This window comes from Catenulispora yoronensis (assembly GCF_039531695.1).
GTDB lineage: Bacteria > Actinomycetota > Actinomycetes > Streptomycetales > Catenulisporaceae > Catenulispora > Catenulispora yoronensis.
Genome location: NZ_BAAAQN010000007.1, coordinates 65,844 through 90,190 on the forward strand (window position 1 = coordinate 65,844; position 24,347 = coordinate 90,190).

The window sequence follows — 24,347 nt, forward strand, 5'->3', positions numbered from 1 at the left end:
CCCGATTGACGCCCGGCGGGCGGGGTGCCCAAGATCGGGGGTGACGACACAATCACACAAGGAGGCACGACGATGCTCGGATCCGAGCAGCCTCGCCCCACCCGGAGCGTCACCACCGTGGACGTCCCGCGCGGCCTGGCCGGCGTGATCGTCACCGACACCGAGGTCGGCGACGTGCGCGGCGAGGAAGGCTTCTATCACTACCGGCAGTACAACGCGGTGGAGCTGGCCGAGAAGCGGACCCTGGAGGACGTCTGGGTCCTGATGATCGACGGCTACCTGCCCGACGCCGCGCAGCGCGCGCGGTTCGTCGCCGAGACCACTCCGCTGCGCCACCTCCCGGAGCAGGTCAAGGCCCTGCTGCCGGCCATCGCCGAGGCCGTGCACGGCGACCCGATGAACGGCCTTCGCGCGGCCCTGCCGCTGCTGGCCGGGCAGCGCGGGATGCGGCCGCTGTACGACATCGACGAGGACACCCGGCGCGGCGACGCGCTGTATGTCAGCGCCCTGGCGCCGACGGTGCTGACCGCCGTCCACCGCCTGGGCAAGGGCCTGGACCCGGTCGAGCCGCGCGACGACCTGTCCTACGCCGCCAACTACCTGTACATGCTCAACGGCACCGAGCCGACGGCGGAGCAGGCCCGCGCGATCGAGCAGTACCTGATCTCGACCGTGGACCACGGCTTCAACAACAGCACCTTCACCGCCCGCGTCATCGCCTCCACCGGCGCGGACCTGGCCGCCGCCGTCACCGGCGCGCTGGGCTCGCTGTCCGGGCCGCTGCACGGCGGCGCGCCGTCCCGGGCCCTGGACACGCTGGACGAGATCGGCACCCCGGACAAGGCCGAGGAGTGGGTCCGGGAGCAGGTCGAGGCCGGCGCCCGGATCATGGGCTTCGGCCATCCGGTCTACCGCACCGACGACCCCCGCTCGGTCATGCTCCGCGGCGTCGCGCAGCGCCTCGGCGGCGACCTGGTCGACTTCGCGGTGGCGGTCGAGAGCCACGTGCTCAAGGCCCTCGCCGAGCTCAAGCCGGGTCGCCAGTTGTACACAAATGTCGAGTTTTACGCGGGTGTGGTGATGGAGCTCTCGGGCGTCCCGCGCGACATGTTCACCCCGACGTTCGCCACCTCCCGGGTGATCGGCTGGTGCGCGAACATCCTCGAACAGGCCCGCGACTCCAAGATCATCCGCCCGGCCGCGCACTACGCCGGGATCCCGGCGCCGCAGCCGCTTCCGGAGGGCTGACCGCTTAGAGATCTGCGAGATCTGCGCTATCTGCGAGATCTGCACTATCTGTGAAATCTGTGAAATCTGGGAGATCTGCGAGATCAGGGTTCGGATTCCTCGGGATCCGGACCCTGATCCGTCGCCGCCGGAACCCCTACCCCCGGCGCCGGCGCCGCCGCCCCAGCCCGACCGCCAGGTTGATCATGATGATCCCGAACCAGGTCGCCCCGACCACGCTCGGGTTGTAGGCGTTGCCGCTGCTGGACACCGTGACGATGGTCCCGGCCGCCAGCGAGCCCAGCGCCGTCCAGCGGGCCGTCACCGAATCGGCGATCTCCACGTCGTGGCGGTCGCCGGCCCCGGCCGACCCGCCGGCCCCGCCGGTCCCGGCGTGCCCGGCCCGGCCGAGCAGCGCGCCCCGGCCGTCACGAGGACTCGGACCGGACTTCTGGTCCGCGCCGGTCCGGGCCGCGACCTCGGCGTCGATGCGGCGCTCCATGCGGTCGGCCAGCGCCGCCGCGATCTCGTGCTCGTAGTCCGGGCCCAGCTCACGACGGGCGGCCAGGGCCGCGGCGATCTCCTGCGGGGTCAGGTCGTCGACTGTCATGGCCTCACGATAGGTCGCGTTGCCGGGCTTGGAATCAGCCTACGGATTGACTTGTCCGGCCCCGCGATCCGGCGGAGGATCGGATCGTGGTCATATCCGCGCGCACACCGGTCCGGAACAGCCCGAACGGGCCCGCCTTCACCCGTTCTGGGAAATCCTGCGCGCTACTGGCCCGCCAGGGGGCACCCCGCGAGTAAAGTCGCCGAGAGAACTCAGGTCACACTGCGAGGAGTTCGTGAAGTGAACACGCAGGTCCCGCCCGCCTCCGTCGCGCCGGTACCCGTCGCGGAGCCCCACCGCGACGCGGTCCCGCGGCGCCCGGTGCGCATCGCCAACGCCTCCGGGTTCTACGGCGACCGCCTGTCCGCGGCCCGGGAGATGGTGGACGGCGGTCCGATCGACGTGCTCACCGGCGACTACCTCGCCGAGCTGACCATGCTCATCCTGCACAAGGCCCGCGAGCGCGGCGGCCCTGGCTACGCCCGCACCTTCCTGGCGCAGATGAACCAGGTGCTCGGCGCCTGCCAGGAGCGCGGCATCAGGGTCGTGACCAACGCCGGCGGCCTGGAGCCGGCCCGGCTGGCCGAGGACCTCCGGGCCCTGATCGCGCACCTGGGCCTGCGGCTCACCGTGGCCCACATCGAGGGCGACGACCTGCTCCCGTACCTGGGCGAGCTCGCCGCCAACGGCGTCCCGTTCCCGAACACCGACACCGGCGAGCCCTTCGACGCGGCGGCCGAGCCGGTGTCCGCCAACGCCTACCTCGGCGGCTGGGGCATCGCCGCGGCCCTGGCCGGCGGCGCCGACATCGTGGTCTGCGGCCGGGTCACCGACGCCTCGCTGGTCCTGGGCCCGGCCGCCTGGTGGCACGGCTGGACCGGCGACGCCTGGGACGCGCTGGCCGGCGCCGTGGTCGCCGGACACGTCATCGAGTGCGGCCCGCAGTGCACCGGCGGCAACTACTCCTTCCTGGACGAGCTGCCCGACGCCCGGGTCCCCGGCTTCCCGATCGCCGAGGTCGCGTACGACGGCTCCTCGGTGATCACCAAGCACCCGGGCACCGGCGGCGTGGTCTCGGTCGGCACCGTGACCGCGCAGCTGTTGTACGAGATCGGGACCCCGGCCTACACCAACCCCGACGTGACAGCGCACTTCGACACCATCCGCCTGACCCAGCAGGCGCCGGACCGCGTGCGGATCACCGGGGTGAAGGGCATGACCGGCCCGCACAAGCTGAAGGTCGCGCTGAACTACCGCGGCGGCTACCGCAACTCGATCACCCTGGGCATCACCGGCCTGGACGTCGAGGCCAAGGCCGGGCTGGCCGAGGCGCAGATCTTCGACACGCTCGGCGGCCGCGGCCGCTTCGAGTCCGTCGACCTCCGGCTCCAGCGCAGCGACAAGCCGGCCGAGCAGGCGCGCACCAGCGAGGAGGCCACCGCCTACCTGCACATCACGGTCAAGGACAAGGACCCGGACAAGGTCGGCCAGGCCTTCACCGCCGCGGTCACCGGCCTGGCGCTGTCCGGCTACTCCGGCCTGCACGCCACGGCGCCGCCGACCCGCGAGGTCGAGTTCGGCGTGTACTGGCCGACGCTGATCCAGGACCGCTACGTCGACCACGTCGCCGTGCTCCCGAACGGCGAGCGGGTGCCGATCCGGCCGTGCCGCCGGCCCATGGGCCAGGCCCTGCACCTGAACGCCCCGGCGCCGCCGCCGCGCTTCGTCTCCGACGGCATGAAGCGGCTGGCCCCGCTCGGGCTGGTGTGCGGCGCGCGCTCCGGCGACAAGGGCGGCAACGCCAACATCGGCTTATGGACCCGCGACGAACGCTCTTACGCGTGGCTCTGCGAAACCCTGACTGTCGACACCTTCCAGAAGCTCGTCCCGGAGTCCAGCTACCTGCGTGTGGACCGCTTCGAGCTGCCGAACCTGCTGGCCCTGAACTTCGTGGTGCACGGGCTGCTCGGCGAAGGCGTCGCCGCCTCCACCCGGGCCGATCCGCAGGCCAAGGGACTGGGCGAATTCCTGCGCTCGCGCCTGGTCGAGGTGCCCGTGGAGTTCCTCAACGGCTGAGGACGGGCACGGCGAGCCGGGCGTCGGGGCACCCTTTAGGATCGGCCTATGCGCTATCGCCACCTGGGGAATTCCGGCCTGCTGGTGTCCGTCGTGGGCCTGGGCTGCAACAACTTCGGCCGCCGGCTGGACGTCGCCGGCACCCGCCGCGTCGTCGACGCCGCCCTGGACGCCGGCATCACGCTGCTGGACACCGCCGACATGTACGGCGACACCCAGTCCGAGTCCTTCCTCGGCGAGGTGCTCACCGGACGCCGCGACAAGGTCGTGCTGGCCACCAAGTTCGGCCATCAGAACTACGACATGAAGTACGGCCCGGCCGCCGGCGCCAAGGGCGGCCGCTCCTACATCCGGCGCGCCGTCGAGGCCTCCCTGAAGCGGCTGCGCACCGACCACATCGACCTGTACCAGCTGCACACCCCGGACCCGCACACGCCGATCGCGGAGACCTTGTCAGCCCTCGACGACCTGGTCCGCGCGGGCAAGGTCCGTTATCTGGGCAACTCCAACTTCGCCGGCTGGCAGATCGCCGAGGCCCACTACGTCGCCGAGCAGCTGGCCGCGGCACCGTTCGTCTCCGCCCAGAACCACTGGTCGCTGCTGGTCCGCGAGGCCGAGACCGAGGTCGTCCCGGCCGCCGTCCGCTTCGGCCTCGGTGTCCTGCCCTACTTCCCGCTCGCCAACGGCCTGCTCACCGGCAAGATCCGGCGCGGCCAGGACATCCCGGACAACGCCCGCCTGGCCCAGCGGACCGACTGGGTGACCGAGGACCGGCTGGACAAGGTCGAGGCCCTGCACGCCTGGGCGGAGAAGAACGGCCGGAGCCTGCTCGACGTCGGCATCGCGGCGCTGGGCGCGCAACCCGGCTGCGCCTCGGTGATCTCCGGCGCGATGAACGCCGACCAGGTGCGGGCCAACGCCGCGACCGCGGACTGGGAGCCGACCGCCGAGCAGCTGGCGGAGATCGACGCGATCGTGCCGGCGCCGGTGGTTCCCTGACGGTGGTTCGGTGGCGGGGTGGTTCTGCCCCGCCGCTCTGACCTGCACCATGATCTGCTCGCGAAGGCCCGGCCAGGACGCGATATGTCGCGTCCTGGCCGTTTCCTCGCTACACTGCGGCCATGACCTCCAGGCCGGAAGACGACAAGGCGCCCGCGGTCCGCGCCTCCGACGCCGAGCGGGACGCGGTCGCCGCGGTGCTGTCCGAGGCCCTGGCCCAGGGCCGCCTGGACAGCGCCGAGCTGGCCGAGCGGATCGACGCCGCCTACAGCGCCAAGACCCGCGCCGACCTGGTGCCGCTGACCGCGGACCTGCCCGAGGACCTGCACGCCGGGCCCGACCGGCCCGGCACGCCGGCCCTGGCGGCGCTGGAGCACCAGGAGCTGGACGCCACGTTCAGCAAGGTGATCCGCAGCGGCCGCTGGGTCGCCGGGCGCCACACCACGGCGAACGCCCGGTTCGGCGCGCTGATCGTGAACCTCTCCGAGGCGGTGCTGCCCGGCCGGGAGATCACGCTGGACGTCAACACCTTCTGCGGCAAGGCCGTCATCACCGTCCCGGAGAACGCGCGGATCGTCGACGAGGGCGGCGCGCTGTTCGGAAAGCGGTCGGTGACCAGCGGGAAGGGCGGCAGCGGGGAGGACGGGCCGCTGATCCGGATCACCGGCAGGTCCCGGTTCGGGAAGATCGTGGTGCGGCGCAAGGGTGCCTCCGACCACTACTCGTGGCACGAGGGCCAGGGACAGTAACCGCTCCGGGCAGCAGCAACCGCCGCGGCGGACTCCTGCCGGAAATTCGCGCGCGCTCGCGGCGATCCCGGGCCACACTCCCCTGAAGCACATCTCGATCGGGGGGCCCGCATGGCCACGACACTTCCTCTGCACCAGATCCGCGCCGATTACGACGCCAAGACCATCGTCGTCTACCAGGCCTACAGTCCGGCGATCGCGGAACCGGCGGTGCGCGCGCAGCGCTTCGTCGAGCCCTTCTCCAGGAACCGGATGACGTGGATCAAGCCGTCGTTCCTGTGGATGATGGGGCGCAGCAACTGGGCGCGCAAACCCGGGCAGGAACGGGTCCTGGCGATCCGCATCACCCGCGAGGGCTGGGAGGACGCCCTGTCTCAAGCGGTTCTGACCAGCTACAAGAGCGGCGTCCACAGCGACCGGGCGAGCTGGGAGCGGGAGCTGAAGACCTCGGCGGTGCGGGTGCAGTGGGATCCCGAGCGCACGCTGCGCGGCGGGGTGCTGGACGCCCGGTCGATCCAGGTCGGCCTGAGCAGGCACATCGTCGCCGAGTACGTGGACGCGTGGACGACCGAGATCCGCGACCTCACGCCGACCGTGCGCAAGATCGCCGACCTGGTGAAGCAGGGCCGCGCGGACCGGGCCGCCGAGCAGCTGCCGAAGGAACGGCCGTACGACGTGCCCGAGGCGATCGGGCGGCGGCTCCACAGTCACCCATAAGGCCCGCCGACCCGCGCCGCGCAGCCACCGGGGATGTCACGCTGGTGCCATGGCTCTCCCCGTCCCGCCCCCGGTCGTCGTCCTCACCGGCGTCGCCGGCAGCGGCAAGTCGACCGTCGGCAAGCTGCTGGCCTCGCGCCTGGACTGGGACTGGGCCGACGGCGACGCCTTCCACTCGGCGGAGAACCTGGCCAAGATGGCCGCGCGCAAGCCGCTGGAGGACGCCGACCGGCTGCCGTGGCTGGACGAGATCGGCCAGTGGATCGACAAGGAGTCCGCCGAGGACCGCCCGGCGGTGATCGCCTGCTCGGCGCTGAAGCGCCGCTACCGCGACCGCCTGCGGGCCGGCCGTCCGCAGGTCCGCATGGTCTACCTGGTGGTCGACCTCAAGACGCTGCACCAGCGCATGACCGACCGCCGGGGCCACATGTTCCACGCCGACATGCTCGGCAGCCAGTTGGCCGCGCTGGAGCCGCCGACGCGGGAGGAGGGCGTGCTGATGATCCGCTCGGCGGGCACGCCGGAGCTGACCGCCGAGCAGATCATCGAGTGGGAGCGGCTGCGGTCCTACATTCCGGTGGGCGGGAGCCGGCGGGGGGACTAGCGGGTGGCGGGCCTTCCAGCGCGGCGCCGCCGGAGCTCACGGTCATGGTCACGGTCACGCGCTCACTTCCGTTCGCTCGCCGTCACCCGATCGCCGGCACCCGCCCACCGCCACCCACTTGCCGTCACCCGATCGCAGCAGCCACGCCGTAGTGGTCGGACAGGTACCGGTCCTGCCCGTCCACCGTCCGCACCTTGTCCTTCAGCACCACCTCGGCCGATGCCTTCAGCCCCGGCGAGACCGCCACCTGGTCCAGCGCCGCCCCGTCCCAGCCCGGCACCGGCCGGAACGTGGTCGCCGCGTCGCCCTCGAAGACGTCGCGCAGGCCCGAGTTGGCCAGGAACCCCTCGAACAGCCACGAGTCCCGCGGCACGTTGAAGTCCCCCACCACGACCACCGGCTCGCCGGAGTCGACCTTGCGCAGATGCCCGGCCAGCGTCGCCAGCTCGCGCTCCTGCACCTTCGTGAACGGCGCCGCCTTCGACCAGTCCGAGTGGTGGTTCGCCGACAGGTGCGTGTTGGCGACGGTGAGGAACTCGCCGTCGACCGCGAGCCGCGTGATGAGCACGCCCTTGCGCAGCAGCGTCTCGCGCCGCCACGGCTGCTTCTCGGCCACCGTCACGTACCGGTGCCCGACCAGCGGGATGCGGGACAGCGTCAGGAGGCCGCCGGCGACCGTGGGGAACCGCAGGCCGTGTGCGGCGTACGGGAACGAGTCCGTGGTCAGTGAACGGAACATGCGGAAGTTCCGCAGGATCCACAGTTCCTGCAAACACACCACGTCGTAGTCGGACTCGGCCAACGTCTCGGCCAGGGCCCGCAACCGCACCTTCGGCGCCGCGTTGTAGAGGGTGTTGAACGACAGGATCCGGACCTGGCGCACGCTAAGCCTTCCTCCCCGCGGTCCAGGCGGCCCGCAGCGAGACCTTGGACCCGAACCGCAAAACAGAATTCTCATACACGCGGGCCCCGGCCAGCACGATGACCACCGTCAGCCCGGCCATCAGCCCGATCGCCACCACCGGCTCCCACCACGCCGCGTCACCGCCGGCGATCCGGACCGGCTGGATCAGCACCGAGAACGGCGGGATCAGCGACAGCGCGCGCACCCAGCCGGCGTCCGGGTTGCCGATCGCCGCGAACGCCGTGAAGTACGGCACCATCAGCAGCAGGTTCAGCGGCTGCACGGCGGTCTGCATCTCCTCCTGCCGCGACACCCGCGCGGCCACGGCGGCGTAGGCGGCGGCGTAGAAGATGTAGCCGAGGATGAACCAGACCGCGACGATGCCCACGGTCTGCCACACCTGGGGACTCAGATGCAGCGCGCCGGTCGCCGAACCGGCGCCGATCCCGACCGCGGCGGTGGCCGCCAGCTGCAACAAGCCCAGCGCCCCGATACCGATGATCTTCCCGGTGAGCAGCGCGCGCGGCGAGACGGTGGACAGCAGCACCTCGATGACCCGGCTGGCCTTCTCCTCCACCACACCGGTCGCGACCCACATGCAGTACGCGATCATCTGGCTGAACAGCATGATCTCGGCGATCAGCGCGACGGTCTTGCGCTGCCCGGCCGCCGGATCCTTCGGCGCCAGCTTCATCGTGGTCTGCGCCTGGACCTGGTCCAGATTCGGGACCTGCGCGGCCAGGTTCGCGGTGGCCAGCACCGGCGCCAGCTTCGGATCCACCTCGTCCTGGACGTACACCATGCCGTCCGTCACCAGGGCGTCCAGCTTGCCGTCCTTGACCTGCTGCTGCGCCGCGGCCAGATCACCGCCGGCGATGATGGTCGACGTCAGCTTGATCTTGTAGGCCGAGGCGTCCCGCTCCGCCATCTGCTGCTCGACGGCGGCCCGCGTCCCGGCGAAGCCGACATCGAAGGACGGCGTCTTGTTCTTGCTCGACACCAGCGAGGCGATCAGCACCGACACCAGCACAATGGCCAGCGAGATGCCGACCGCGATGGCGAAGCCGCGGTCCCGGCCGCGCTCGACGAACTCGCGGCGCATCACGAGCCGTACGGTGTTGCGGTTCACGCGGTCGGTCCTTCCGAGTCGGCGGTGGGGGCGGGCTCGGCGGTGGCGGGCTCGGTGGGAGCGGCGGGAGCTGCGGAAGCGGCCGGATCTGCGGAAGCCGCGCCGCTGGCGCTGGCGCCGGGTCCGGGTTCGGGTTCGGCCGCAGGAGCCCCGTCCCCGTCCCCGTCGTGATCGGCCACCGCCTCCCGGAACAACTCGGCCAGACTCGCACGCTTGGGCGTGAACTCCCGCACCGGCCCCAGCGCCCGCGCGGCATCGAGCACCACCTGGTCGTCAGCCTCCGGCGTGAGCAGCAACGTCGCACCGTCCGCCCCGTACTCCGCCGACACCACACCCGGAATCCGGTCGGCCCACCCCGCCCCGGCCTCCGTACCGACCGTCAGCACCCGCTCCGCACGCGAGGCCCGCAACCCGTCGACCGTCCCGGTGGCCACCATCCGGCCCCGATAAATGATCCCGATGCTGTCGCACAACCGCTCGACCAACTCCAACTGATGGCTGGAGAACACCACCGGCACACCCTCCGCGGCCCGCTCCCGCAGCACCTCGGCCAGGTTGTCCACCCCAACCGGGTCCAACCCGGAGAACGGCTCGTCGAGCACCAGCACCGCCGGATGATGCACCAACGCCGCCGCCAACTGCACCCGCTGCTGATTGCCCAACGACAACGCCTCGACCCGGTCCCCAGCACGCTCCGCGACCGACAACCGCTCCATCCAGTACTTCGCGGCCTTGTCGGCATCACCACGGCTCAGACCATGCAACTCGGCGAGATAGCGCAGCTGGTCGCCGACACGCATCTTCGGATAGAGCCCACGCTCCTCAGGCATGTAACCGAAGGTCCGACGCGTCGCACTGTCGACCGGCTTGCCTTGATACCGCACCGTTCCCGCATCGGGCTCGAGCACACCGAGCGTGATCCGCATCGTGGTGGTCTTGCCCGCGCCATTGGTGCCGACGAAGCCATACAGCTCCCCCGGCCGCACGGAGAACGTCACTCCGTCCAACGCGACACGGTCGCCGTAGCGTTTGCGCAGTCCGTCAAGCTCCAGCATCAAGCCTCCCGATGGTCTACAGCCGACGTGAGTAATGATCTTAGCCAGCGGGGCTTACGTTACGACCATAGTGCGGACCGAGGGGACCCAGTTGATCGGCGGTTCCGCCCGATCCGACTTCGAGACCGATCCTCGTCATTCGTCATCGACACTGGCCTGTCCGAGGAACGAAAAGACGCTCCTGCCGTAGTCCGTAATGCTCCAGACGTCGTCTGGCATGCCTGCGGGAGTCGTTCCGGCCAGACCGCTACCGTCGGCCATACCGTGGCGGACCAGAGTCGCCATGATCGGCAAAATACCTTCGCCAAGGTTTGGGAACCTGACTCGAAGGGCCGAATACAGCCAAGCGCCGCGAGCAACCGATTCCTCCCAGGTTTTTGGTGGCGTCTCCGTGCACATCGCACGTAAGACCCTGATGTGAGAGGGCTCGAGATCCGCCAGGGAAGCCGTAATCAGAGTCGCCAGATCCAGCCGCGCATCGTCCTCGACCGCCTCGGCCAAGACCCGTGCGAGCGCCCGAAGCTTCGTCTTGTCGAGGCTTGAGAAGGCGGCCTGCATCGTCGCAGCCGTAAGGCTCAGCCGTCGCTCATCACCCACCGCCCACAGGTGCAGATCCACCGGACTCAGTCCCGTCAGCTCGGCTACATGTGATGCGACCAGGTTCGCGGATTCCCCTGCGCGCTCCTGAAAGGCATCCATTGCCTTGATGACCTCTGGGATGACCGAGCCCGCCGCTCCGCCCAGCAGCGCACCGGCCGGACCACCGACAGCGAGTCCGACCAAAGCGCCGACCAGTCCCCCAGCCGCAGCCGGCGTAGCCGCGTCGAAGACCTGGCCCGCAAGCCTCGGCTCAGCCCCCGGATCCCATGCGTCAGGTCCCGCCATGAGCGCGACCCTATAGAGGGACGGCAAGGTCGCGCTACCGAGTCGACTTGGAGCCAGCAGTCTCTATGCCGCGGCGCTGGATGACGGGATGTGGCGGGACCGCGGGTCAGGCCATGAAGTCTGTGGGCCAGTAAAGTTCGGTAAAGTTCCTAGTTCTCGGCGCCGCTCCGCGAGCAAGCTCGGTCATATCAGTCGTCACCCATCTTTCCGGAGGGCTCCATGGCACTGCATATGCTGGGCAAGGACCCGAACAGCGACAATGGCCAGTCTCCAACGATCTACTGGGACGACGAGACCGACCACTACGTCCTCCAAGGCTGGAAGCTGGAGGATTCGGCCCAGCTCGCCGGCCTGGACCTCCCCGAGAATGAGACCGTGATCGTGTTTCCGCGCCGGATGATGCCGATCTTCCCGGAGGTGAAGGGCAGTGGCCCAGTCGATTGACGAACTGATGGAAGCGGCGAATTATTGCGCCGTCCACTTGGAGATGCGGGACGACTACACGCCGGTCTCTCCAGGGTTCGTCCCATGGCAAGAGGGCTACCGAGGCGCGCCGACCAACGAGGGAAGCCGGAATTGGCGCAAGCTCGTGGCCAAGACCGTTGCGCGGGGGGTTTCCATAAGGAGAGCACGGATCGTCTCCGAGCCCCTTAGCGACTACGTGCAGTATGAATACGACATCACGTCGGACCACAACATCAAGGCCGGCGAGCAAGTCAGCTGGCTTCCCCGTGGCCGGGCATCGGAGATCATGCTCCCCGGAAACGACTTCTGGATCTTCGACAATCGCATCGTCATGTTCCAACTGTTCGCCGGTAATGGCGCGTTCGTCGATGCCACTGTGACCGAGACTCCTGAAGTCGTTGCGAGATGTGTTGACGCCTTCGAGGCCATCTGGACTCGATCCATCCCGCACGACGAGTACCGGCCTGCGACCTGAGCGAGCAGTCTCGACGTGACCAAGTCGCCGTCCTCGACAGCGCAACGAGCCAGCGAAGCCCTGGGCCAACGCCTTCGCACCATCCGCCAAGAAGCGCGGATCACCGCGAGGGCGCTGGCCGAACAAGCGGGCTGGCACGAAACCAAGTGCTCCCATCTTCAGTCCGGGCTCCGCTCACCAACCGAGGAGGACATCCGGACCTGGACGCGAATTTGCGGCGCCGACAACCAAGCGGAGGACCTGATCGCCACCGCTCGCAACATCGAAGGCATGTACGTCGAGTGGCGCCGGTTGCAGTCGGCCGGACTGACGAGACTCCAACATCGCCGGGTACCACTCTACGAGCAGACTCGCGCCTTCAAGATCTACTGCTCGAACTTCATGCCCGGATTCCTGCAAGACCCGAACTACATCACCGCGCTGTTCATGTTGTTCACCCAGTTCCACGGCTCCGTGAACGACGTCGAATCAGCCGTGGCGGCGCGAGTCGAACGCTCAAAGATTCTTCGGCACGGGGACCACACCTTCGCCATCCTTGTTGAAGAGTCCGTGCTGCGGTACCGCATCGGCGGTAGCGAGACCTTGCTGCTTCAGCTCACTCACTTGTTGCGAACGATGACGCTGCCGAGCGTCGTACTCGGCGTGATCCCAGAGACGGCCGACAGGACCATGTGGCCGGTCGAGTCCTTCACCATGTTCGACGACAGGACGGTCTCCGTCGAACTGCTAGGAGCACAAGTCACCGTCACAGCGCCAAGCGACGTCGACATTTATGTTCGAGCATTTACAACGCTGTCCGAGATGGCGGTCTACGACAAGCCAGCTCGGTCTCTCATCACGGCAGCCATTGACTCCCTCGGGTGAAGACTGGTCAAGTTCCGTAAAGTTCATTGAACTGCTACTGGCGGCGGCCCGAACCTCTTAGGCATGACCGCGAACGCCCTTCCCCCGAGTCGGACTCAGCACAAGACGCCGGCGAGAACCCTCACCATACTCACGCAGGACCCTGGCGACCCTCCCGAAGGCTTCTGCCTCATGGACGATGACACCACCATCGAGGCGGCCAAGTCCGGCGACGTGATCGGCATCGACCGAATGTGGCGCTCGGTCGAGCGATGCACAGGGCTTAACGGTTGGGTGACGGTCCTGACCGCCCCCTACTCCCCGAACATCACCGCGTCGTGGGATACCCCGGTCTTCCTCGCAAGGCGCATCTGACGCGTCACACGAGCTGGGTCAGCGCCGTGCCGCTTACCCGACCGGCTACTTCCGCGGCCGCGCGCAGAACGAGACAGCAACGCCGTGCTCGTCCTTCAAGCCGCGGACTTGGACGTCCTTGGCGGGATTCCAATCGGGTACCACCGCCGCGCAGCCGCCCAAGGGGAAGGTGCCGCCGGTGTCGACGGTGGTGTACAGGACGGTGTAGTTCGGGGCGAACGGCATGGGGAATCGGCACCATTTGTCGAAGTTCCAGCCGTCCTCGTCGCCGAAGGAGTGGTTGACGCAGTCGCCGACGTGTGCGTCGGCGATGCTGTCGCCCCAGGACACGCCGCCGCCGATCAGGACCGCGGCGCCGAGCAGGACCCAGCCCAGCAGTTTCGCGCCGCCGGAGTGCCACCAGTCGACCTCGGTGGGTGTCGTCGTGGTGGTCTGGAGGGTCTTCTCGTCGTCCTCGTCGACGGGTGTCTGGAGCCGCTCGATGATCTCGTCGGGTGTCGGCCGGTCGTCCGGATCGGGTTCCAGGCAGTCCTCGATCACGCCCCGCAGCGGCTGCTTCAGGGTGTCCGTGGTGCCGCCCGCGCTGGGTGGGAGGCCGGTGGCGGCGAAGACCACCACCGCGCCGAGCGAATAGATGTCGGACGGCGGTCGCACCGCTTTGCCCGCGATCTGCTCCGGTGACATGTAGGGCAGGGTGCCGATGGCGTAGCCCGCCTGGGTCAGGGTCGTGTCGCCTGGGGCGATCGCGAGGCCGAAGTCGATGACGTTGGGGCCGTCGTCGGTCATCAGGATGTTGCCGGGCTTCAGGTCGCGGTGGGTCAGGCCGGCGGCGTGGATCGCTTCGAGGGCCTTGGCCAGACCGCGAGTCAGTTTCTTGAGTTTCTTGTTCTTCAGGACGCCGTCGGTGCCCACCACGACCGCCAGGTCCGGCGAGGACACGTATTCGGTGGCCAGCCACGGCTCGTCGCCGTCGGGGTCGGCGCCGATCACCGGCACCACCCGGGGGCTGGACACCTTCAGCAGGGCGGCGACCTCGCGGCGGAACCGCGCGCGGAACTCCGGGTCGTTCGCCAGCCGCGGGGCGACCACCTTCACCGCGACCAGGCGGCCGTGCACGGCCTGGCCCAGGTACACCACGCCCATCCCGCCCGCGCCGAGGCGGCCTTGCACCTCATAGCCGCTGATACGCGCCGGGTCGCCGGGCTGGAGCGGATCCACGCGGGTTCTCCCCTGATTCGTCGTCGGTCACGATGTCAATGTGCTGTGACGGTGTCGTACCGCCGCCCCGCGTCACCGCGTCACCGCGTCACCGCAGCCACGGCAACGGCCGGTCCAGCAGCTCCTCCCGGCGCAGCTCCCCGGCCGCGGCGTTCACGTCCTGGAGGCGGTCCCGGAACGGCACCGCGCGCAGCGCCGCGGCCAGCGGGGCCGCCGAGCCCTCCGTCATCGACGCCCGCACCTCCGGCAGCATCGCCTCCAGCGACCCGGCGACGGCCAGGTCCAGCGTCCACACCGCCTCGGCTTCGCAGACCTCTGCCAGCCGTGCGTACGCGGCCCGGCGCGGACCCGGCCCCAGCGCGTCGCCGGCCATCCGGATCAGGGTGTGGATCCACACCGCGTCCTCGTCCGGGACCGCGTCCAGCAGGTCCAGGAACTGCTGCTGGCCGTGGTCCAGCAGCTCGGTGAGCGAGTTGCGCAGCGCCTCGGGCCGGTCCCGGACGGTCTCGAACGCCGCGTACCGCACCGCCGCGCCGGCGAAGTCGTGCTCGCGCACCGCGGTGGCGATGGCCGGCTCGCCGACCCAGTTCAGCAGCTCGGCCAGCACCTCGTCCGGGGTGAAGGCGTTCGCCGCCAGCCGCAGCCGGGCCCGGCCGCTGCCCCGGGAGCTCAGCGTGTGCTCCACCAGCGCGCGCGACAGCGGCACGAAGCCCGCCATCCGCTGCGCCAGCCCGGCGCGGCGGATCGCGGTGCCGACCGCGCCCTCGGTGAGGAAGTGGCGGGCGCCCTCCGGCGGAGCCAGGGCCAGCAGGATGTTGGCGGGCCGCCACAGGTGGCCGGTCCAGGCGTTGGGGCGGGCCGGGGGCAGGCTGGGACGCTCGTCGTCGGCGTCGGTGAGCAGCGACAGCAGCGAGCCGGTCCAGGACTCGGCCCGGTCGATGAAGGCCGACCAGCGCTCCGGGCGGCCGGCGGCGGCGACCCGGATCCGCTCCACGATCAGCCGGCCGACCGGCACCACCGCCGGATCCGGCTCGGCCAGCAGCGACACCGCCACCGCGGCCGGCCGGACGTGGCACAGCACCTCGTGCGCGCCGACGGTCCCGGCCCGCACGCCCTGGAGCATCAGCTCTCGAAGATGGGTCAGGCCCCCGGCCCGGTCCGGATGGCTGCGGAAGTGGTCGATCGCACGCCCGTAGGCGGCCATCGTCGGCCGGCCGCTGAACGGCGGCGGGGGCGGCGGCGACATCCAGCGCGACGGCGCCCGGCCGGGCGGTCCGGCCGGATCGGCCCGGCCGAGCGGGCCGACCGGGATGAGCGGTCCGAGCGGGCCGACCCGGCCGGCGACACCGAGGTCGTCGTCCCAGTCGTCCCCGTCGGTCAGCCGGCCGAATCCGCACGACGGATCGCGGGTTGTCGTCACTGGGCCTCCAGTCAGGAAACTGCTGGGACCACGATAGGCCGATCCGAGGTATTCGAATCAATACCCTGGCGCACGGAACGTACGGCGATAGTCGCTCGGTGCGACGCCCACCGCCTCCGTGAAGTGGTGGCGCAGGTTCGCCGCGCCGCCCAGGCCGGCCTGCCGGGCGACCCGCTCCACGGGCAGGTCGGTGGTCTCCAGCAGGCGTTTCGCGTGCAGGACGCGCTGCGCGGTGAGCCACTTGCCCGGCGTGGTGCCCACGGCGGTGTGGAAGCGGCGGATCAGCGTGCGCTCGGCGACGTTGGCCTGGCGGGCCAGATCCGCGACCGTGAGCGGCTCGGCGAGATTCGTCCGCATCCAGTCCAGCAGCGGGCCCAGTCCTTCGGGCCCTGATTCGACCGGCGCCGCGCGCATCGGTGTATCAACATACTGAGCCTGACCGCCGCTCCGGTGCGCCGGCGCGACCAGCCGCCGGGCCAGGGTGTTGGCGACGTCCGCGCCGTGGTCGGCCGCGACCATGGCCAGACACAGATCGATGCCGGCCGTGGTTCCGGCGCTGGTGAGGACGTCGCCGTGGTCAATGTAGAGGACGGCGGGGTCCAGCTCCACCTGGGGGAAGCGGCGGTTGAACTCCTCCGCGTAGAGCCAATGCGTGGTGGCCCGCCGCCCGTCCAGCAAGCCCGCGGCCGCCAGGACAAAGGCGCCCGAGCAGAGCGAGGCCACGCGGGCGCCGCGGGCGTGGGCCTCGCGCACGGCCGCGACCAGGTCCGCGGGCGGCTCCTCCGCGACGTTGCGCACCGCGGGGACGATCACCGTGTCCGCGTGCGCGAGCAGGTCGTACGTGTCGGCATTGTGCGCGACGAAACCGCCGCTGGACAGTACGGGCCCTGACACCGGGTTGCAGACCCGGACGTCGTAGCCGAGCTCCGGCATGCCGGGCCGCAGACGGCCGAAGATCTCGATGGGGATTGACAGCTCGAAGATCGGCGCGCCCTCGGTGACCGCCACCGCAAGAAGATGCCGGCCGGAACGAGAACCCGAGCCTGAGCCTGAGCCAGAACGAGAACCCGAGCCCGAGCCCGAAGACGGACGCACACCACCAGCCATGGCAGTATTTTAGCGCAGCATGTCATTCCTGCCACTGGGCAGCCGGGTGATCGCAAGAGATCATCGGACTTGTGAGCCTTACAGACGTGAAGAATCCCGTGATGCCGACGCCATCACGCCCTCGCGGCGAGGGCTGGGCCCGAGCCGCCTTCGCGCTGACCGCCGTCGGCTGGGGTGCCAACCAGTTCGCGCCGCTCGTGCTCCTCTACCGCGAGCGGATGGGGGTGTCCGCCTCCGCCGCCGAGGCGATATTCGGCCTGTACGCGGCCGGGCTGGTGCCCGGGCTGCTGGTCGCGGGACCGCTGTCGGACCGGATCGGGAGGCGACCGGTGGTGGTGTTCGCGGTGGCCCTGTCGATGGTGTCGGGGGTGGTGCTGATGCTCGGTTCGCACGGCCTGGCCTGGCTGTCGGCGGGGCGGGTGCTGATGGGGATCGCCAGCGGTGCGGCGTTCAGCGCGGGAAGCGCCTGGGTGAAAGAGCTCTCACTGACAGAAGCCGAGAGTAAGACGGGCAGCCGGGTGGCAGCCGGCGCCGGAGCCAGGCGGGCCTCGATCGCCATGACCGCGGGCTTCGGTCTGGGTCCGCTGATCGCCGGACTGTCGGCACAGTGGGGACCGGCCGCGTTCGAGACGCCCTACGTCCCCCAACTGGTCCTGGCCGCGATCGCGCTGTGGCTGCTGTCGCAGACCCCTGAAACCGTGACCCGCCGGCAGTCCGACGTCCTCGGCGGCGGCCTGCTCCGCCTGCGCGGGTTCTCCGACCGGCGCTTCGTCGGCGTCATACTGCCGATGGCTCCGTGGGTGTTCGGCGCCGCGACGATCGCCATGGTCTACGTTCCCGGTCTCGCGGCGGGCCACGTGAAGGGCATCGCGCTGGCGTTCGCCGGCACCGCCGCGGCGACGACCGCGCTGGCCGGAGTCCTCATCCAGCCCTACGCGCGCAAGGTCTCAGCAGCCGCCGACGGCAAGGACACCGCGCGTCCGCGACTGCTCGTCCTGGGCCTGACGCTGGTGACCGTCGGAAGCCTCGCCGAAGCCGGGGTGGCGGCGCTGGACCGGCTCGGCGCGTGGCAGGCGGTGCTGACGCTCGCGGTCGCGGTGGTGATGGGCTTCGGGTACGGCGTGCTGATGGTGTTCGGCCTCGGCGAAGTCCAGCGGCTGGCGCCGGCGGAGGACCTCGCGGGGATGACCGCCGTGTTCCAAGCCTTCACCTACCTGGGCTTCGCCGCGCCGTACCTGCTGTCGTCCTTGAAGGGCGTCGCTTCGCCGAGTGCGCTGCTGCTCGGCATCACCGCACTCGGAGCCGTCACGGCGGGAGTGACGCTGCGGAATGCTCGAGCAACAGCGCAGGACTCTTAGATCCCTCGCAGCAACCGCGCAGGCTCCTCCACCAGATCGGCGACATACCGCAGGAACCCGCCGGCCACGCCGCCGTCGCACACCCGGTGGTCGAAGGTGAACGACAGCTGCGTCACCCGCCGGATCGCCAGCTCGTCCCCGTCCGGCCCGGACACCACCCACGGCTTCTTCACGATCCGCCCCACTCCCAGCATCGCCGCCTCGGGATGGTTCAGGATCGGCGTCGAACCGTCGACCCCGTACACGCCGTAGTTGTTGAGCGTGAACGTGGATCCGGTCAGCTCTGCCACGCTCAGCGTGCCGGCGCGCGCCGCCGTCGTCAGCCGCTCGAATTCGGCGGAGAGCTCCTCGGTCGACATCCGATGCGCGCCGTGCACCACCGGCACGACCAGGCCCCGGTCGGTCTGCGCCGCGAATCCGAGGTTCACGTCGGCGTAGCGCACGATCTCCTGCCGCTCGACGTCCACCGTCGAGTTCAGTTCCGGGTACCGGGTCAGGCCCGCGACGCAGATCCGGGCCAGCAGAGCCAGCAGGCTGATACGCCGCGCATCGGCGTCGCGGTTGAGCGTCTCGCGCAGCTCCATCAGTCCGGAGGCGTCGACGTCGACCCAGGTCGTCGCGTCGGGGATCTCGCGCCGGGAGCGGGACAGCTTGTCGGCGACGGCTCGGCGCAGGCCCTTCAGAGGGACGCGTTCGCGCTCCGCGATGCCGCCGCTGCTGCTCACGGCGCCGACCGCGGCCGTGGAGCTGGCGGCCGGGGCCGGAGCCGCGAGCGCAGCCTCGACGTCGCGCCGCATGATGAGGCCCTCCGGCCCGGAACCCCGCACCTCGGCCAGATCCAGGCCGCCTTCTTTCGCCAGCCGACGCACCAGCGGTGACACCACAGCGACCCGAGCCGAGCTCGCCGCGCCGCCGCCGTTCTTAGCAGTGGCAACGGTTTCAACGATCGGCGTGACGTCGGCACCGGCATGCACACGCGGCAACGGCGTATGTCCGCCGAACCCGCTCACCACTCGCCGCCGTCGGACTCCCCCGCCCTCAGCGGTGCCATAGCCGACGAGCACATTCCCAGAGGACTGCTTCCCGTTCGCGCTCTTGCGCTCGGCGTCGAGCCGCGCCCGATCCGCAGGCTCCTCCGGCGCCGCCCCCGACCCCTCAGCCTTCGCTCCGACGCTGATCAGCGGCTTCCCCACGTCCACGACGTCGCCGACCGCTCCGTGCAGCTCGACGACCACACCGCCGTAGGGGCACGGCACCTCGACCGTCGCCTTCGCCGTCTCCACCTCGCAGACCACCTGGTCCACCGCGACCGGGTCCCCGACCGCGACGTGCCACGCCACGATCTCGGCCTCGGTCAGCCCCTCGCCCAGGTCCGGCAGGCGGAACTCCCGCGCGCTCACCGGTCCTCCCACTGCAACGACGCCACCACGTCCAGGATCCGGTCCACCGACGGCAGGTGGTGCCGCTCCAGTTTCGGCGGCGGATAGGGGATGTCGAACCCTGTCACGCGCCGCACCGGCGCCTCCAGCCAGTGGAAGCAGCGTTCGGAGACGCGGGCGGCGATCTCGGCGCCGGTGCCGCCGAATCCGGCGGCCTCGTGGATCACCACCGCGCGCCCGGTCTTGCGCACCGACTCGCACACCGTCTCGTCGTCGAACGGCACGATCGACCGCAGGTCCACGACCTCCAGGTCGAAGCCCTCGGCCGCGGCGGCGTCGGCCGCCTCCAGCGCCGTGGACACGGTCGGGCCGTAGGCGATCAGGGTCGCATCAGTGCCCTGACGCCGGACGGCCGCGGTGCCGATGGCCGGGCCGGAGGTCTCCAGGACGTCCTTCGACCAGTAGAGCCGCTTGGGCTCCATGAAGATCACCGGGTCGTCGGACTCGATCGCCGCGCGCAGCAGGGTGTAGGCGTCGGACACCGTCGCGGGGGTCACCACGTGCAGGCCCGGCGTGGCGGCGAAGTACCCCTCGGAGGAGTCCGAGTGGTGCTCCACGCCGCCGATCCCGCCGCCGTAGGGCACACGCACGACGACCGGCAGCGGCAGGGTCCCGCGGGTCCGGTTGCGCATCTTGGCCAGGTGCGAGGCGATCTGCTCGAACGCGGGGTAGGCGAAGGCGTCGAACTGCATCTCCACGACCGGCCGGAACCCGTACATGGCCATGCCGATCGCGGTGCCCATGATCCCGGCCTCGGCCAGCGGGCTGTCGAAGCACCGCTGCTCCCCGAAGTCCCGGGTCAGGCCGTCGGTGACGCGGAAGACCCCGCCGAGCACGCCGACGTCCTCGCCGAACACCACGACCTTGTCGTCGGCGGTCATGGCGTCGCGCAGGGCCCGGTTGACGGCCTGCGCCAGCGAGATCTCAGTGTTCCGCACCCGCTGGGCGGCGGTGTCGAGAGTCGTGGTCATCGGCCCGCCTCCGGATCGCCTTCGGCACCGGCACCGGCACCGGCATTGGTAGTGGCACCGGCACCGGCACCGGCTTCGGCACCCGCCTCGGCCTCGGCCTCGGCCTCGGCGTCCAGCTCGGCTTGCAACGCCACCGCCTGCTCCAGCAGCTGCGGCGTGGGCTGGGCATAGACGTGCCGGAACAGATCCCGGTGGTCCACCTCCGGCTCCTCGCCGAGCCGGGCCCGCATGTCGTCGGCGAGCGCCTCGGCGGCCTGGTTCGCCTCGGCGACCACGGCCTCCGTCAGCAGCCCCCGGGCCTTGAGATACGTCTCCAGCCGCGCCAGCGGGTCCCGCGACCGCCAGTACTCCACCTCCGAGTCCTCCCGGTACCGCGTGGCGTCGTCGGCGTTGGTGTGGGCCTGCATCCGGTAGGTGACGGCCTCGATCAGCGTCGGCCCGTGCCCGGCCCGGGCCCGCTCGGCGGCCTCGGCCACGACCCGGCGCACGGCGATGACGTCGTTGCCGTCGACCCGCACCCCGGCCATGCCGTACCCGACGGCCTTGTGCGCGAGCGCGGCGGCGTGCGTCTGCTTGGCCAGCGGCACCGAGATGGCGTACTGGTTGTTCTGCACGAAGAAGACCGCCGGGGCCTGATACACGGCGGCGAAGTTCAGCGCCTCGTGGAAGTCGCCCTCGCTGGTGCCGCCGTCGCCGCAGAACGCCAGCGCGACGGTGTCGTCGCCGGCCAGCTTGGCGGCCAGCGCCAGTCCGGCGGCGTGCGGCGCCTGCGTGGCCAGCGGGGTGCACTGCGGCGCGGTGCGCCAGCGCTGGGGGTCGTAGCCGCAGTGCCAGTCGCCGCGCAGCAGGGTCAGGGCCTCCACCGGGTCGATGCCGCGCGTCACCATGGACACGCAGTCGCGGTAGGTGGGGAAGAACCAGTCGGTGGCCCGCAGCGCCAGCATGGCGCCGATCTCGCACGCCTCCTGCCCGTAGGAGGAGGGGTAGACGGCCAGCCGGCCCTGCCGGACCATCGTGGTCGCCTGGAGGTCGAACCGGCGGCCCACCACCATCGCGCGCCAGGTGGCCAGGAGCTGGTCCGGGGCCAGTTCGGCGGCGTCGTCGCGGAGCGGGCCGGACAGCGCGCCGTGCTCGTCCAGGTACTGGAGCGGGGAGGGGTCCAGGATCGGGTCGAACCCGAGGGGGAAGCCCGACCCGGTCTTGTCGGGCGTGGCGAGAACTGTCACGTCGTCTCCATTGACACGTGTCGGGGGGTGCGTGTGGCCTATTGATGCCGATTGTTTGTTCGGAGAACACCGGTTGACCAGTAACCCGTCAAGATCGGAGACAATCGGAGCCATGAGCACCACCGTCAACGGCCAACCGTCCACGCTGGACGACACGGATCGCCGGATCGTCCATCTGCTCCAGCAGGACGGCCGCATGTCGATGCGCGACCTCGCCGCGGCCGTCCACGTCTCTCGCGCCCACGTCTACACCCGGGTGAAACGCCTGCTCGACGAGGGTGTGATCCGCCGCTTCACGATCCAGGTGGATCCGGAACGGGTGGGTTTCAGCACGTCCGCGTACTTGACCATGAAAGTGGAGCAGAACTCCTGGCGGCAGATCCGCGACACGCTGGCGGCGCTGCCTTGGGTGGAGCACGTGGCGCTGGTCAGCGGCGACTTCGACGTGCTGCTGCTGGTGCGCAGCGCCTCGAACAAGACGCTGCGCGACCTGGTCTTCACCCACATCCAGAACATGCCGGGCGTCCGTTCGACGCGGACGCTGCTGGTGTTCGACGAGACGGACCACCTGCCGGCGCTGCCAGGTGATCCGGAGGTCGTCTTCGGGGCGGAGCCGGAGTGACGGGGCCGGCGTTGAGAGGGCCCGAGTGACGGGCCCGGTCAGACCCCGCTGCGGCGGCGCAGGTAGACCACCCAGGTGAGCCCCGCGCACAGCGCGTAGAAGACAAGGAACCCCAGGTAGGCCGCGTCCCCGGTCTTCGTGCTGAGGAACGACTGGCGGAAGGCCATGTTCACCAGCACTCCCCCGAACGCCCCCACCGCCCCGGCCAGGCCGATGAGCGCCCCGCTGAGACGGCGCGCCCTCGGCTCGGGCTCGCCGGCGAACAGCACCGGGATCATCTTGTAGACCGACCCGTTGCCCACCCCGCTGAAGACGAACAGCAGTACGAACCCGGTGACGAACACCGCCAGCGACCCGGCCCGGGACGCGGCCAGCACGATCGCGGCGCCGGCCGCCATCGCGGCGAACGTCACCAGGCTCACGCGCGCCCCGCCGAACCGGTCGGCCAGCCGGCCCCCGACCGGCCGGGACACCGAGCCCAGCAGCGGGCCCAGGAACGTCAGGTAGGCGGCGTCGATCGGCGTGGCGAAGTCGTGCTTGAACTGCACCTGGAGCACCTGCCCGAAGGCGAATCCGAAGCCGATGAACGAGCCGAAGGTGCCGATGTAGAGGGTGGAGATGATCCAGGTGTGGCCGCGCCTGGCGACCTCGCGGATCGCGCCCCGCTCCGGCTTCCGGTTCGGCAGGTTGTCCATGTAGATCGCCGACCCGGCGGCGGCCACGACGATCAGCGGCAGGTAGATCCCGGCGACCAGACCGGGGTGGCCCTTGCCGGACCAGGCCAGCACCGCCAGGCCGACCAGCTGCACGGCGGCGACGCCGATGTTGCCGCCGCCGGCGTTCAGCCCGAGCGCCCAGCCCTTGAGCCGGTCGGGGTAGAAGGCGTTGATGTTCGTCATCGACGAGGCGAAGTTGCCCCCGCCGACGCCGGTGACCGCGGCCAGCACGAGCAGCGTCGAGTAGGACACGCCGGGCTTGACCAGGAAGGCGGCCAGAGCGCACGGCACCAGCAGGAGCAGGGCGCTGAAGACGGTCCAGTTGCGGCCGCCGAAGCGGGTCACGGCGAAGCTGTAGGGCAGCCGCAGCACCGACCCGACCAGGGTCGGCACCGAGGTGAGCAGGAACTTCCCGGCGGCGTCGACGTGGTAGGCCGGGCCGAGGAACAGCACCAGCACCGACCACAGCGACCACACCGAGAAGCCGATGTGCTCGGAGAGGATCGAGAAGGCGAGGTTGCGGCGGGCGATCCGGCGGCCGCCGGCCGCCCACAGCTCCTCGTCCTCGGGGTTCCAGGTGTCCAGCAGGGTGCGGTCTGGCAGTACGGACGCGGCGACGTCCGCGGGCACGGTCGCGGTCACGGTTCTCCTCCTTCGTTCGCTTCCGGTGGACTGCGACCGCAGACTATGAACACCCTGTTTCGCCCGGTCACACCGCCGGAGTCGCCGCCGTCAGGAGTTCCGCATCCGGGGCGGAGCCGGATGTGACATCCGGGCCGACCCACACCACGCCCCGGTGGCGGCGCACCGCGAAGACCGGGAGGCGCACCTCGGGGGCGTCCAGGGCGACTCCGGTGGCCAGGTCGAAGATGTCCTTGTACATCGGCGAGGCGACGGTGGCGGTGCCGTCGCCGCGCATCCCGGTGATGCCGCGGGAGATGACCGAGGCGCCGCTGAAGGGGTCGATGTTGCCGACGGCGTGCAGCGAACCGTCACCGAGCCGGAACAGGGCCACGGCACTGCCCTCGACCAGGGCGGCAACGCCGCGTCCGGGTTCCAGTTCGGTGTACTTGCAGACGGCGGTCCACATGGTTTCCTCCTCGTTTTCGAGCGTTGGCGTTGGCATCGGCGTTGGCGTCATCGTTGGCGTTGGCATC

General features: G+C 70.4%; 25 protein-coding genes. 12 read left to right on the forward strand and 13 right to left on the reverse strand.

Annotated features, from left to right (window positions below; genetic code table 11):
• The first annotated feature begins 72 nt into the window (after positions 1-72).
• The gene (locus ABD481_RS08180) at positions 73-1,248 is read left to right on the forward strand and encodes a citrate synthase (RefSeq protein ID WP_344664939.1); all 1,176 of its coding nucleotides are present in this window, start codon (positions 73-75) and stop codon (positions 1,246-1,248) included.
• Between the two features lie 136 nt (positions 1,249-1,384).
• Here ABD481_RS08180 and ABD481_RS08185 read toward each other — a convergent pair whose 3' ends face one another.
• Complete coding sequence (locus ABD481_RS08185; protein ID WP_344664940.1) at positions 1,385-1,837, reverse strand: hypothetical protein; 453 nt, start codon at positions 1,835-1,837, stop codon at positions 1,385-1,387.
• A 321-nt stretch (positions 1,838-2,158) separates the two neighbouring features.
• Between ABD481_RS08185 and ABD481_RS08190 the strand changes: the two genes are divergently transcribed.
• From ABD481_RS08190 to ABD481_RS08210, 5 genes are all read left to right on the forward strand, one after another.
• Entirely contained in the window at positions 2,159-3,913 is a 1,755-nt protein-coding gene (locus ABD481_RS08190) for an acyclic terpene utilization AtuA family protein (protein WP_344665100.1), read from the forward strand.
• Between the two features lie 48 nt (positions 3,914-3,961).
• Positions 3,962-4,912, forward strand: a complete 951-nt coding sequence (locus ABD481_RS08195) for an aldo/keto reductase (protein ID WP_344664941.1) — start codon at positions 3,962-3,964, stop codon at positions 4,910-4,912.
• A 122-nt stretch (positions 4,913-5,034) separates the two neighbouring features.
• Positions 5,035-5,661 (forward strand): DUF1707 SHOCT-like domain-containing protein, encoded by a 627-nt coding sequence (locus tag ABD481_RS08200; protein ID WP_344664942.1) that lies wholly within the window; start codon positions 5,035-5,037, stop codon positions 5,659-5,661.
• A gap of 111 nt (positions 5,662-5,772) precedes the next feature.
• The gene (locus ABD481_RS08205) at positions 5,773-6,378 is read left to right on the forward strand and encodes a DUF4291 domain-containing protein (protein ID WP_344664943.1); all 606 of its coding nucleotides are present in this window, start codon (positions 5,773-5,775) and stop codon (positions 6,376-6,378) included.
• A 49-nt stretch (positions 6,379-6,427) separates the two neighbouring features.
• Positions 6,428-6,982: a gluconokinase gene (locus tag ABD481_RS08210; RefSeq protein WP_344664944.1), complete on the forward strand. Its 555-nt coding sequence runs from the start codon at positions 6,428-6,430 to the stop codon at positions 6,980-6,982.
• A 124-nt stretch (positions 6,983-7,106) separates the two neighbouring features.
• Here ABD481_RS08210 and ABD481_RS08215 read toward each other — a convergent pair whose 3' ends face one another.
• From ABD481_RS08215 to ABD481_RS08230, 4 genes are all read right to left on the reverse strand, one after another.
• The gene (locus ABD481_RS08215) at positions 7,107-7,865 is read right to left on the reverse strand and encodes an endonuclease/exonuclease/phosphatase family protein (protein WP_344664945.1); all 759 of its coding nucleotides are present in this window, start codon (positions 7,863-7,865) and stop codon (positions 7,107-7,109) included.
• A gap of 1 nt (position 7,866) precedes the next feature.
• Complete coding sequence (locus ABD481_RS08220; protein WP_344664946.1) at positions 7,867-9,015, reverse strand: ABC transporter permease; 1,149 nt, start codon at positions 9,013-9,015, stop codon at positions 7,867-7,869.
• Complete coding sequence (locus tag ABD481_RS08225) at positions 9,012-10,070, reverse strand: ABC transporter ATP-binding protein (protein ID WP_344664947.1); 1,059 nt, start codon at positions 10,068-10,070, stop codon at positions 9,012-9,014. The genes ABD481_RS08220 and ABD481_RS08225 overlap by 4 nt, the downstream gene beginning before the upstream one ends.
• Before the next feature lie 135 nt (positions 10,071-10,205).
• Entirely contained in the window at positions 10,206-10,955 is a 750-nt protein-coding gene (locus ABD481_RS08230) for a hypothetical protein (protein ID WP_344664948.1), read from the reverse strand.
• Between the two features lie 219 nt (positions 10,956-11,174).
• On the opposite strand from ABD481_RS08230, the gene ABD481_RS08235 reads away from it, so the two are divergent.
• The 4 genes from ABD481_RS08235 (at position 11,175) to ABD481_RS08250 (ending at position 13,113) form a co-directional block, all read left to right on the forward strand.
• The gene (locus tag ABD481_RS08235; RefSeq protein ID WP_344664949.1) at positions 11,175-11,399 is read left to right on the forward strand and encodes a hypothetical protein; all 225 of its coding nucleotides are present in this window, start codon (positions 11,175-11,177) and stop codon (positions 11,397-11,399) included.
• Positions 11,383-11,895, forward strand: a complete 513-nt coding sequence (locus ABD481_RS08240) for a DUF6879 family protein (RefSeq protein WP_344664950.1) — start codon at positions 11,383-11,385, stop codon at positions 11,893-11,895. Before ABD481_RS08235 ends, ABD481_RS08240 begins: the two co-directional genes overlap by 17 nt.
• Positions 11,896-11,910: 15 nt before the next feature.
• Positions 11,911-12,759, forward strand: a complete 849-nt coding sequence (locus tag ABD481_RS08245) for a helix-turn-helix domain-containing protein (RefSeq protein WP_344664951.1) — start codon at positions 11,911-11,913, stop codon at positions 12,757-12,759.
• A gap of 171 nt (positions 12,760-12,930) precedes the next feature.
• The gene (locus tag ABD481_RS08250; protein WP_344664952.1) at positions 12,931-13,113 is read left to right on the forward strand and encodes a hypothetical protein; all 183 of its coding nucleotides are present in this window, start codon (positions 12,931-12,933) and stop codon (positions 13,111-13,113) included.
• A 45-nt stretch (positions 13,114-13,158) separates the two neighbouring features.
• On the opposite strand, the gene ABD481_RS08255 is transcribed toward ABD481_RS08250, so the two are convergent.
• From ABD481_RS08255 to ABD481_RS08265, 3 genes are all read right to left on the reverse strand, one after another.
• Complete coding sequence (locus tag ABD481_RS08255; RefSeq protein WP_344664953.1) at positions 13,159-14,331, reverse strand: serine/threonine-protein kinase; 1,173 nt, start codon at positions 14,329-14,331, stop codon at positions 13,159-13,161.
• An 88-nt stretch (positions 14,332-14,419) separates the two neighbouring features.
• Positions 14,420-15,751, reverse strand: coding sequence for a hypothetical protein (locus tag ABD481_RS08260; protein ID WP_344664954.1), 1,332 nt, complete (start codon positions 15,749-15,751; stop codon positions 14,420-14,422).
• 57 nt (positions 15,752-15,808) lie between these two features.
• Positions 15,809-16,759: a GlxA family transcriptional regulator gene (locus ABD481_RS08265; RefSeq protein ID WP_344664955.1), complete on the reverse strand. Its 951-nt coding sequence runs from the start codon at positions 16,757-16,759 to the stop codon at positions 15,809-15,811.
• A gap of 185 nt (positions 16,760-16,944) precedes the next feature.
• Between ABD481_RS08265 and ABD481_RS08270 the strand changes: the two genes are divergently transcribed.
• Positions 16,945-18,216 (forward strand): MFS transporter, encoded by a 1,272-nt coding sequence (locus ABD481_RS08270; protein ID WP_344664956.1) that lies wholly within the window; start codon positions 16,945-16,947, stop codon positions 18,214-18,216.
• Here ABD481_RS08270 and ABD481_RS08275 read toward each other — a convergent pair.
• Genes ABD481_RS08275 through pdhA form a run of 3 tightly spaced genes read right to left on the reverse strand, consistent with a single transcriptional unit; the run spans position 18,213 to position 21,852 of the window.
• Positions 18,213-19,616, reverse strand: a complete 1,404-nt coding sequence (locus ABD481_RS08275) for a dihydrolipoamide acetyltransferase family protein (RefSeq protein ID WP_344664957.1) — start codon at positions 19,614-19,616, stop codon at positions 18,213-18,215. The two genes, ABD481_RS08270 and ABD481_RS08275, sit on opposite strands and share 4 nt — an antisense overlap.
• On the reverse strand, positions 19,613-20,626 hold the full coding sequence (locus ABD481_RS08280; protein WP_344664958.1) for an alpha-ketoacid dehydrogenase subunit beta: 1,014 nt from the start codon (positions 20,624-20,626) through the stop codon (positions 19,613-19,615). Before ABD481_RS08280 ends, ABD481_RS08275 begins: the two co-directional genes overlap by 4 nt.
• Positions 20,623-21,852 carry a pyruvate dehydrogenase (acetyl-transferring) E1 component subunit alpha gene (gene pdhA / locus ABD481_RS08285; protein ID WP_344664959.1) on the reverse strand — a complete coding sequence of 410 codons (1,230 nt, stop codon included), beginning with the start codon at positions 21,850-21,852 and terminating at the stop codon, positions 20,623-20,625. The genes ABD481_RS08280 and pdhA overlap by 4 nt, the downstream gene beginning before the upstream one ends.
• A 112-nt stretch (positions 21,853-21,964) precedes the next feature.
• Between pdhA and ABD481_RS08290 the strand changes: the two genes are divergently transcribed.
• Positions 21,965-22,474, forward strand: coding sequence for an Lrp/AsnC family transcriptional regulator (locus ABD481_RS08290; protein WP_344664960.1), 510 nt, complete (start codon positions 21,965-21,967; stop codon positions 22,472-22,474).
• Positions 22,475-22,512: 38 nt separating this feature from the next.
• Here the strand turns inward: ABD481_RS08290 and ABD481_RS08295 are convergent, their stop codons facing one another.
• Positions 22,513-23,832, reverse strand: coding sequence for a nitrate/nitrite transporter (locus ABD481_RS08295; RefSeq protein ID WP_425559122.1), 1,320 nt, complete (start codon positions 23,830-23,832; stop codon positions 22,513-22,515).
• Positions 23,833-23,899: 67 nt separating this feature from the next.
• Positions 23,900-24,280 (reverse strand): nitrite reductase small subunit NirD, encoded by a 381-nt coding sequence (nirD, locus tag ABD481_RS08300; RefSeq protein WP_344664961.1) that lies wholly within the window; start codon positions 24,278-24,280, stop codon positions 23,900-23,902.
• Between the last annotated feature and the right edge of the window lie 67 nt (positions 24,281-24,347).

What these genes read in the sequence shown, in the direction of transcription:
- ABD481_RS08180 (WP_344664939.1), top strand. Translation starts at nt 73, where the DNA reads ATGCTCGGATCCGAGCAGCCTCGCCCCACCCGGAGCGTCACCACCGTG.
- ABD481_RS08185 (WP_344664940.1), bottom strand. Translation starts at nt 1,837, where the DNA reads ATGACAGTCGACGACCTGACCCCGCAGGAGATCGCCGCGGCCCTGGCC.
- ABD481_RS08195 (WP_344664941.1), top strand. Translation starts at nt 3,962, where the DNA reads ATGCGCTATCGCCACCTGGGGAATTCCGGCCTGCTGGTGTCCGTCGTG.
- ABD481_RS08200 (WP_344664942.1), top strand. Translation starts at nt 5,035, where the DNA reads ATGACCTCCAGGCCGGAAGACGACAAGGCGCCCGCGGTCCGCGCCTCC.
- ABD481_RS08205 (WP_344664943.1), top strand. Translation starts at nt 5,773, where the DNA reads ATGGCCACGACACTTCCTCTGCACCAGATCCGCGCCGATTACGACGCC.
- ABD481_RS08210 (WP_344664944.1), top strand. Translation starts at nt 6,428, where the DNA reads ATGGCTCTCCCCGTCCCGCCCCCGGTCGTCGTCCTCACCGGCGTCGCC.
- ABD481_RS08225 (WP_344664947.1), bottom strand. Translation starts at nt 10,070, where the DNA reads ATGCTGGAGCTTGACGGACTGCGCAAACGCTACGGCGACCGTGTCGCG.
- ABD481_RS08230 (WP_344664948.1), bottom strand. Translation starts at nt 10,955, where the DNA reads ATGGCGGGACCTGACGCATGGGATCCGGGGGCTGAGCCGAGGCTTGCG.
- ABD481_RS08235 (WP_344664949.1), top strand. Translation starts at nt 11,175, where the DNA reads ATGGCACTGCATATGCTGGGCAAGGACCCGAACAGCGACAATGGCCAG.
- ABD481_RS08250 (WP_344664952.1), top strand. Translation starts at nt 12,931, where the DNA reads ATGGACGATGACACCACCATCGAGGCGGCCAAGTCCGGCGACGTGATC.
- ABD481_RS08280 (WP_344664958.1), bottom strand. Translation starts at nt 20,626, where the DNA reads ATGACCACGACTCTCGACACCGCCGCCCAGCGGGTGCGGAACACTGAG.
- ABD481_RS08290 (WP_344664960.1), top strand. Translation starts at nt 21,965, where the DNA reads ATGAGCACCACCGTCAACGGCCAACCGTCCACGCTGGACGACACGGAT.
- nirD (WP_344664961.1), bottom strand. Translation starts at nt 24,280, where the DNA reads ATGTGGACCGCCGTCTGCAAGTACACCGAACTGGAACCCGGACGCGGC.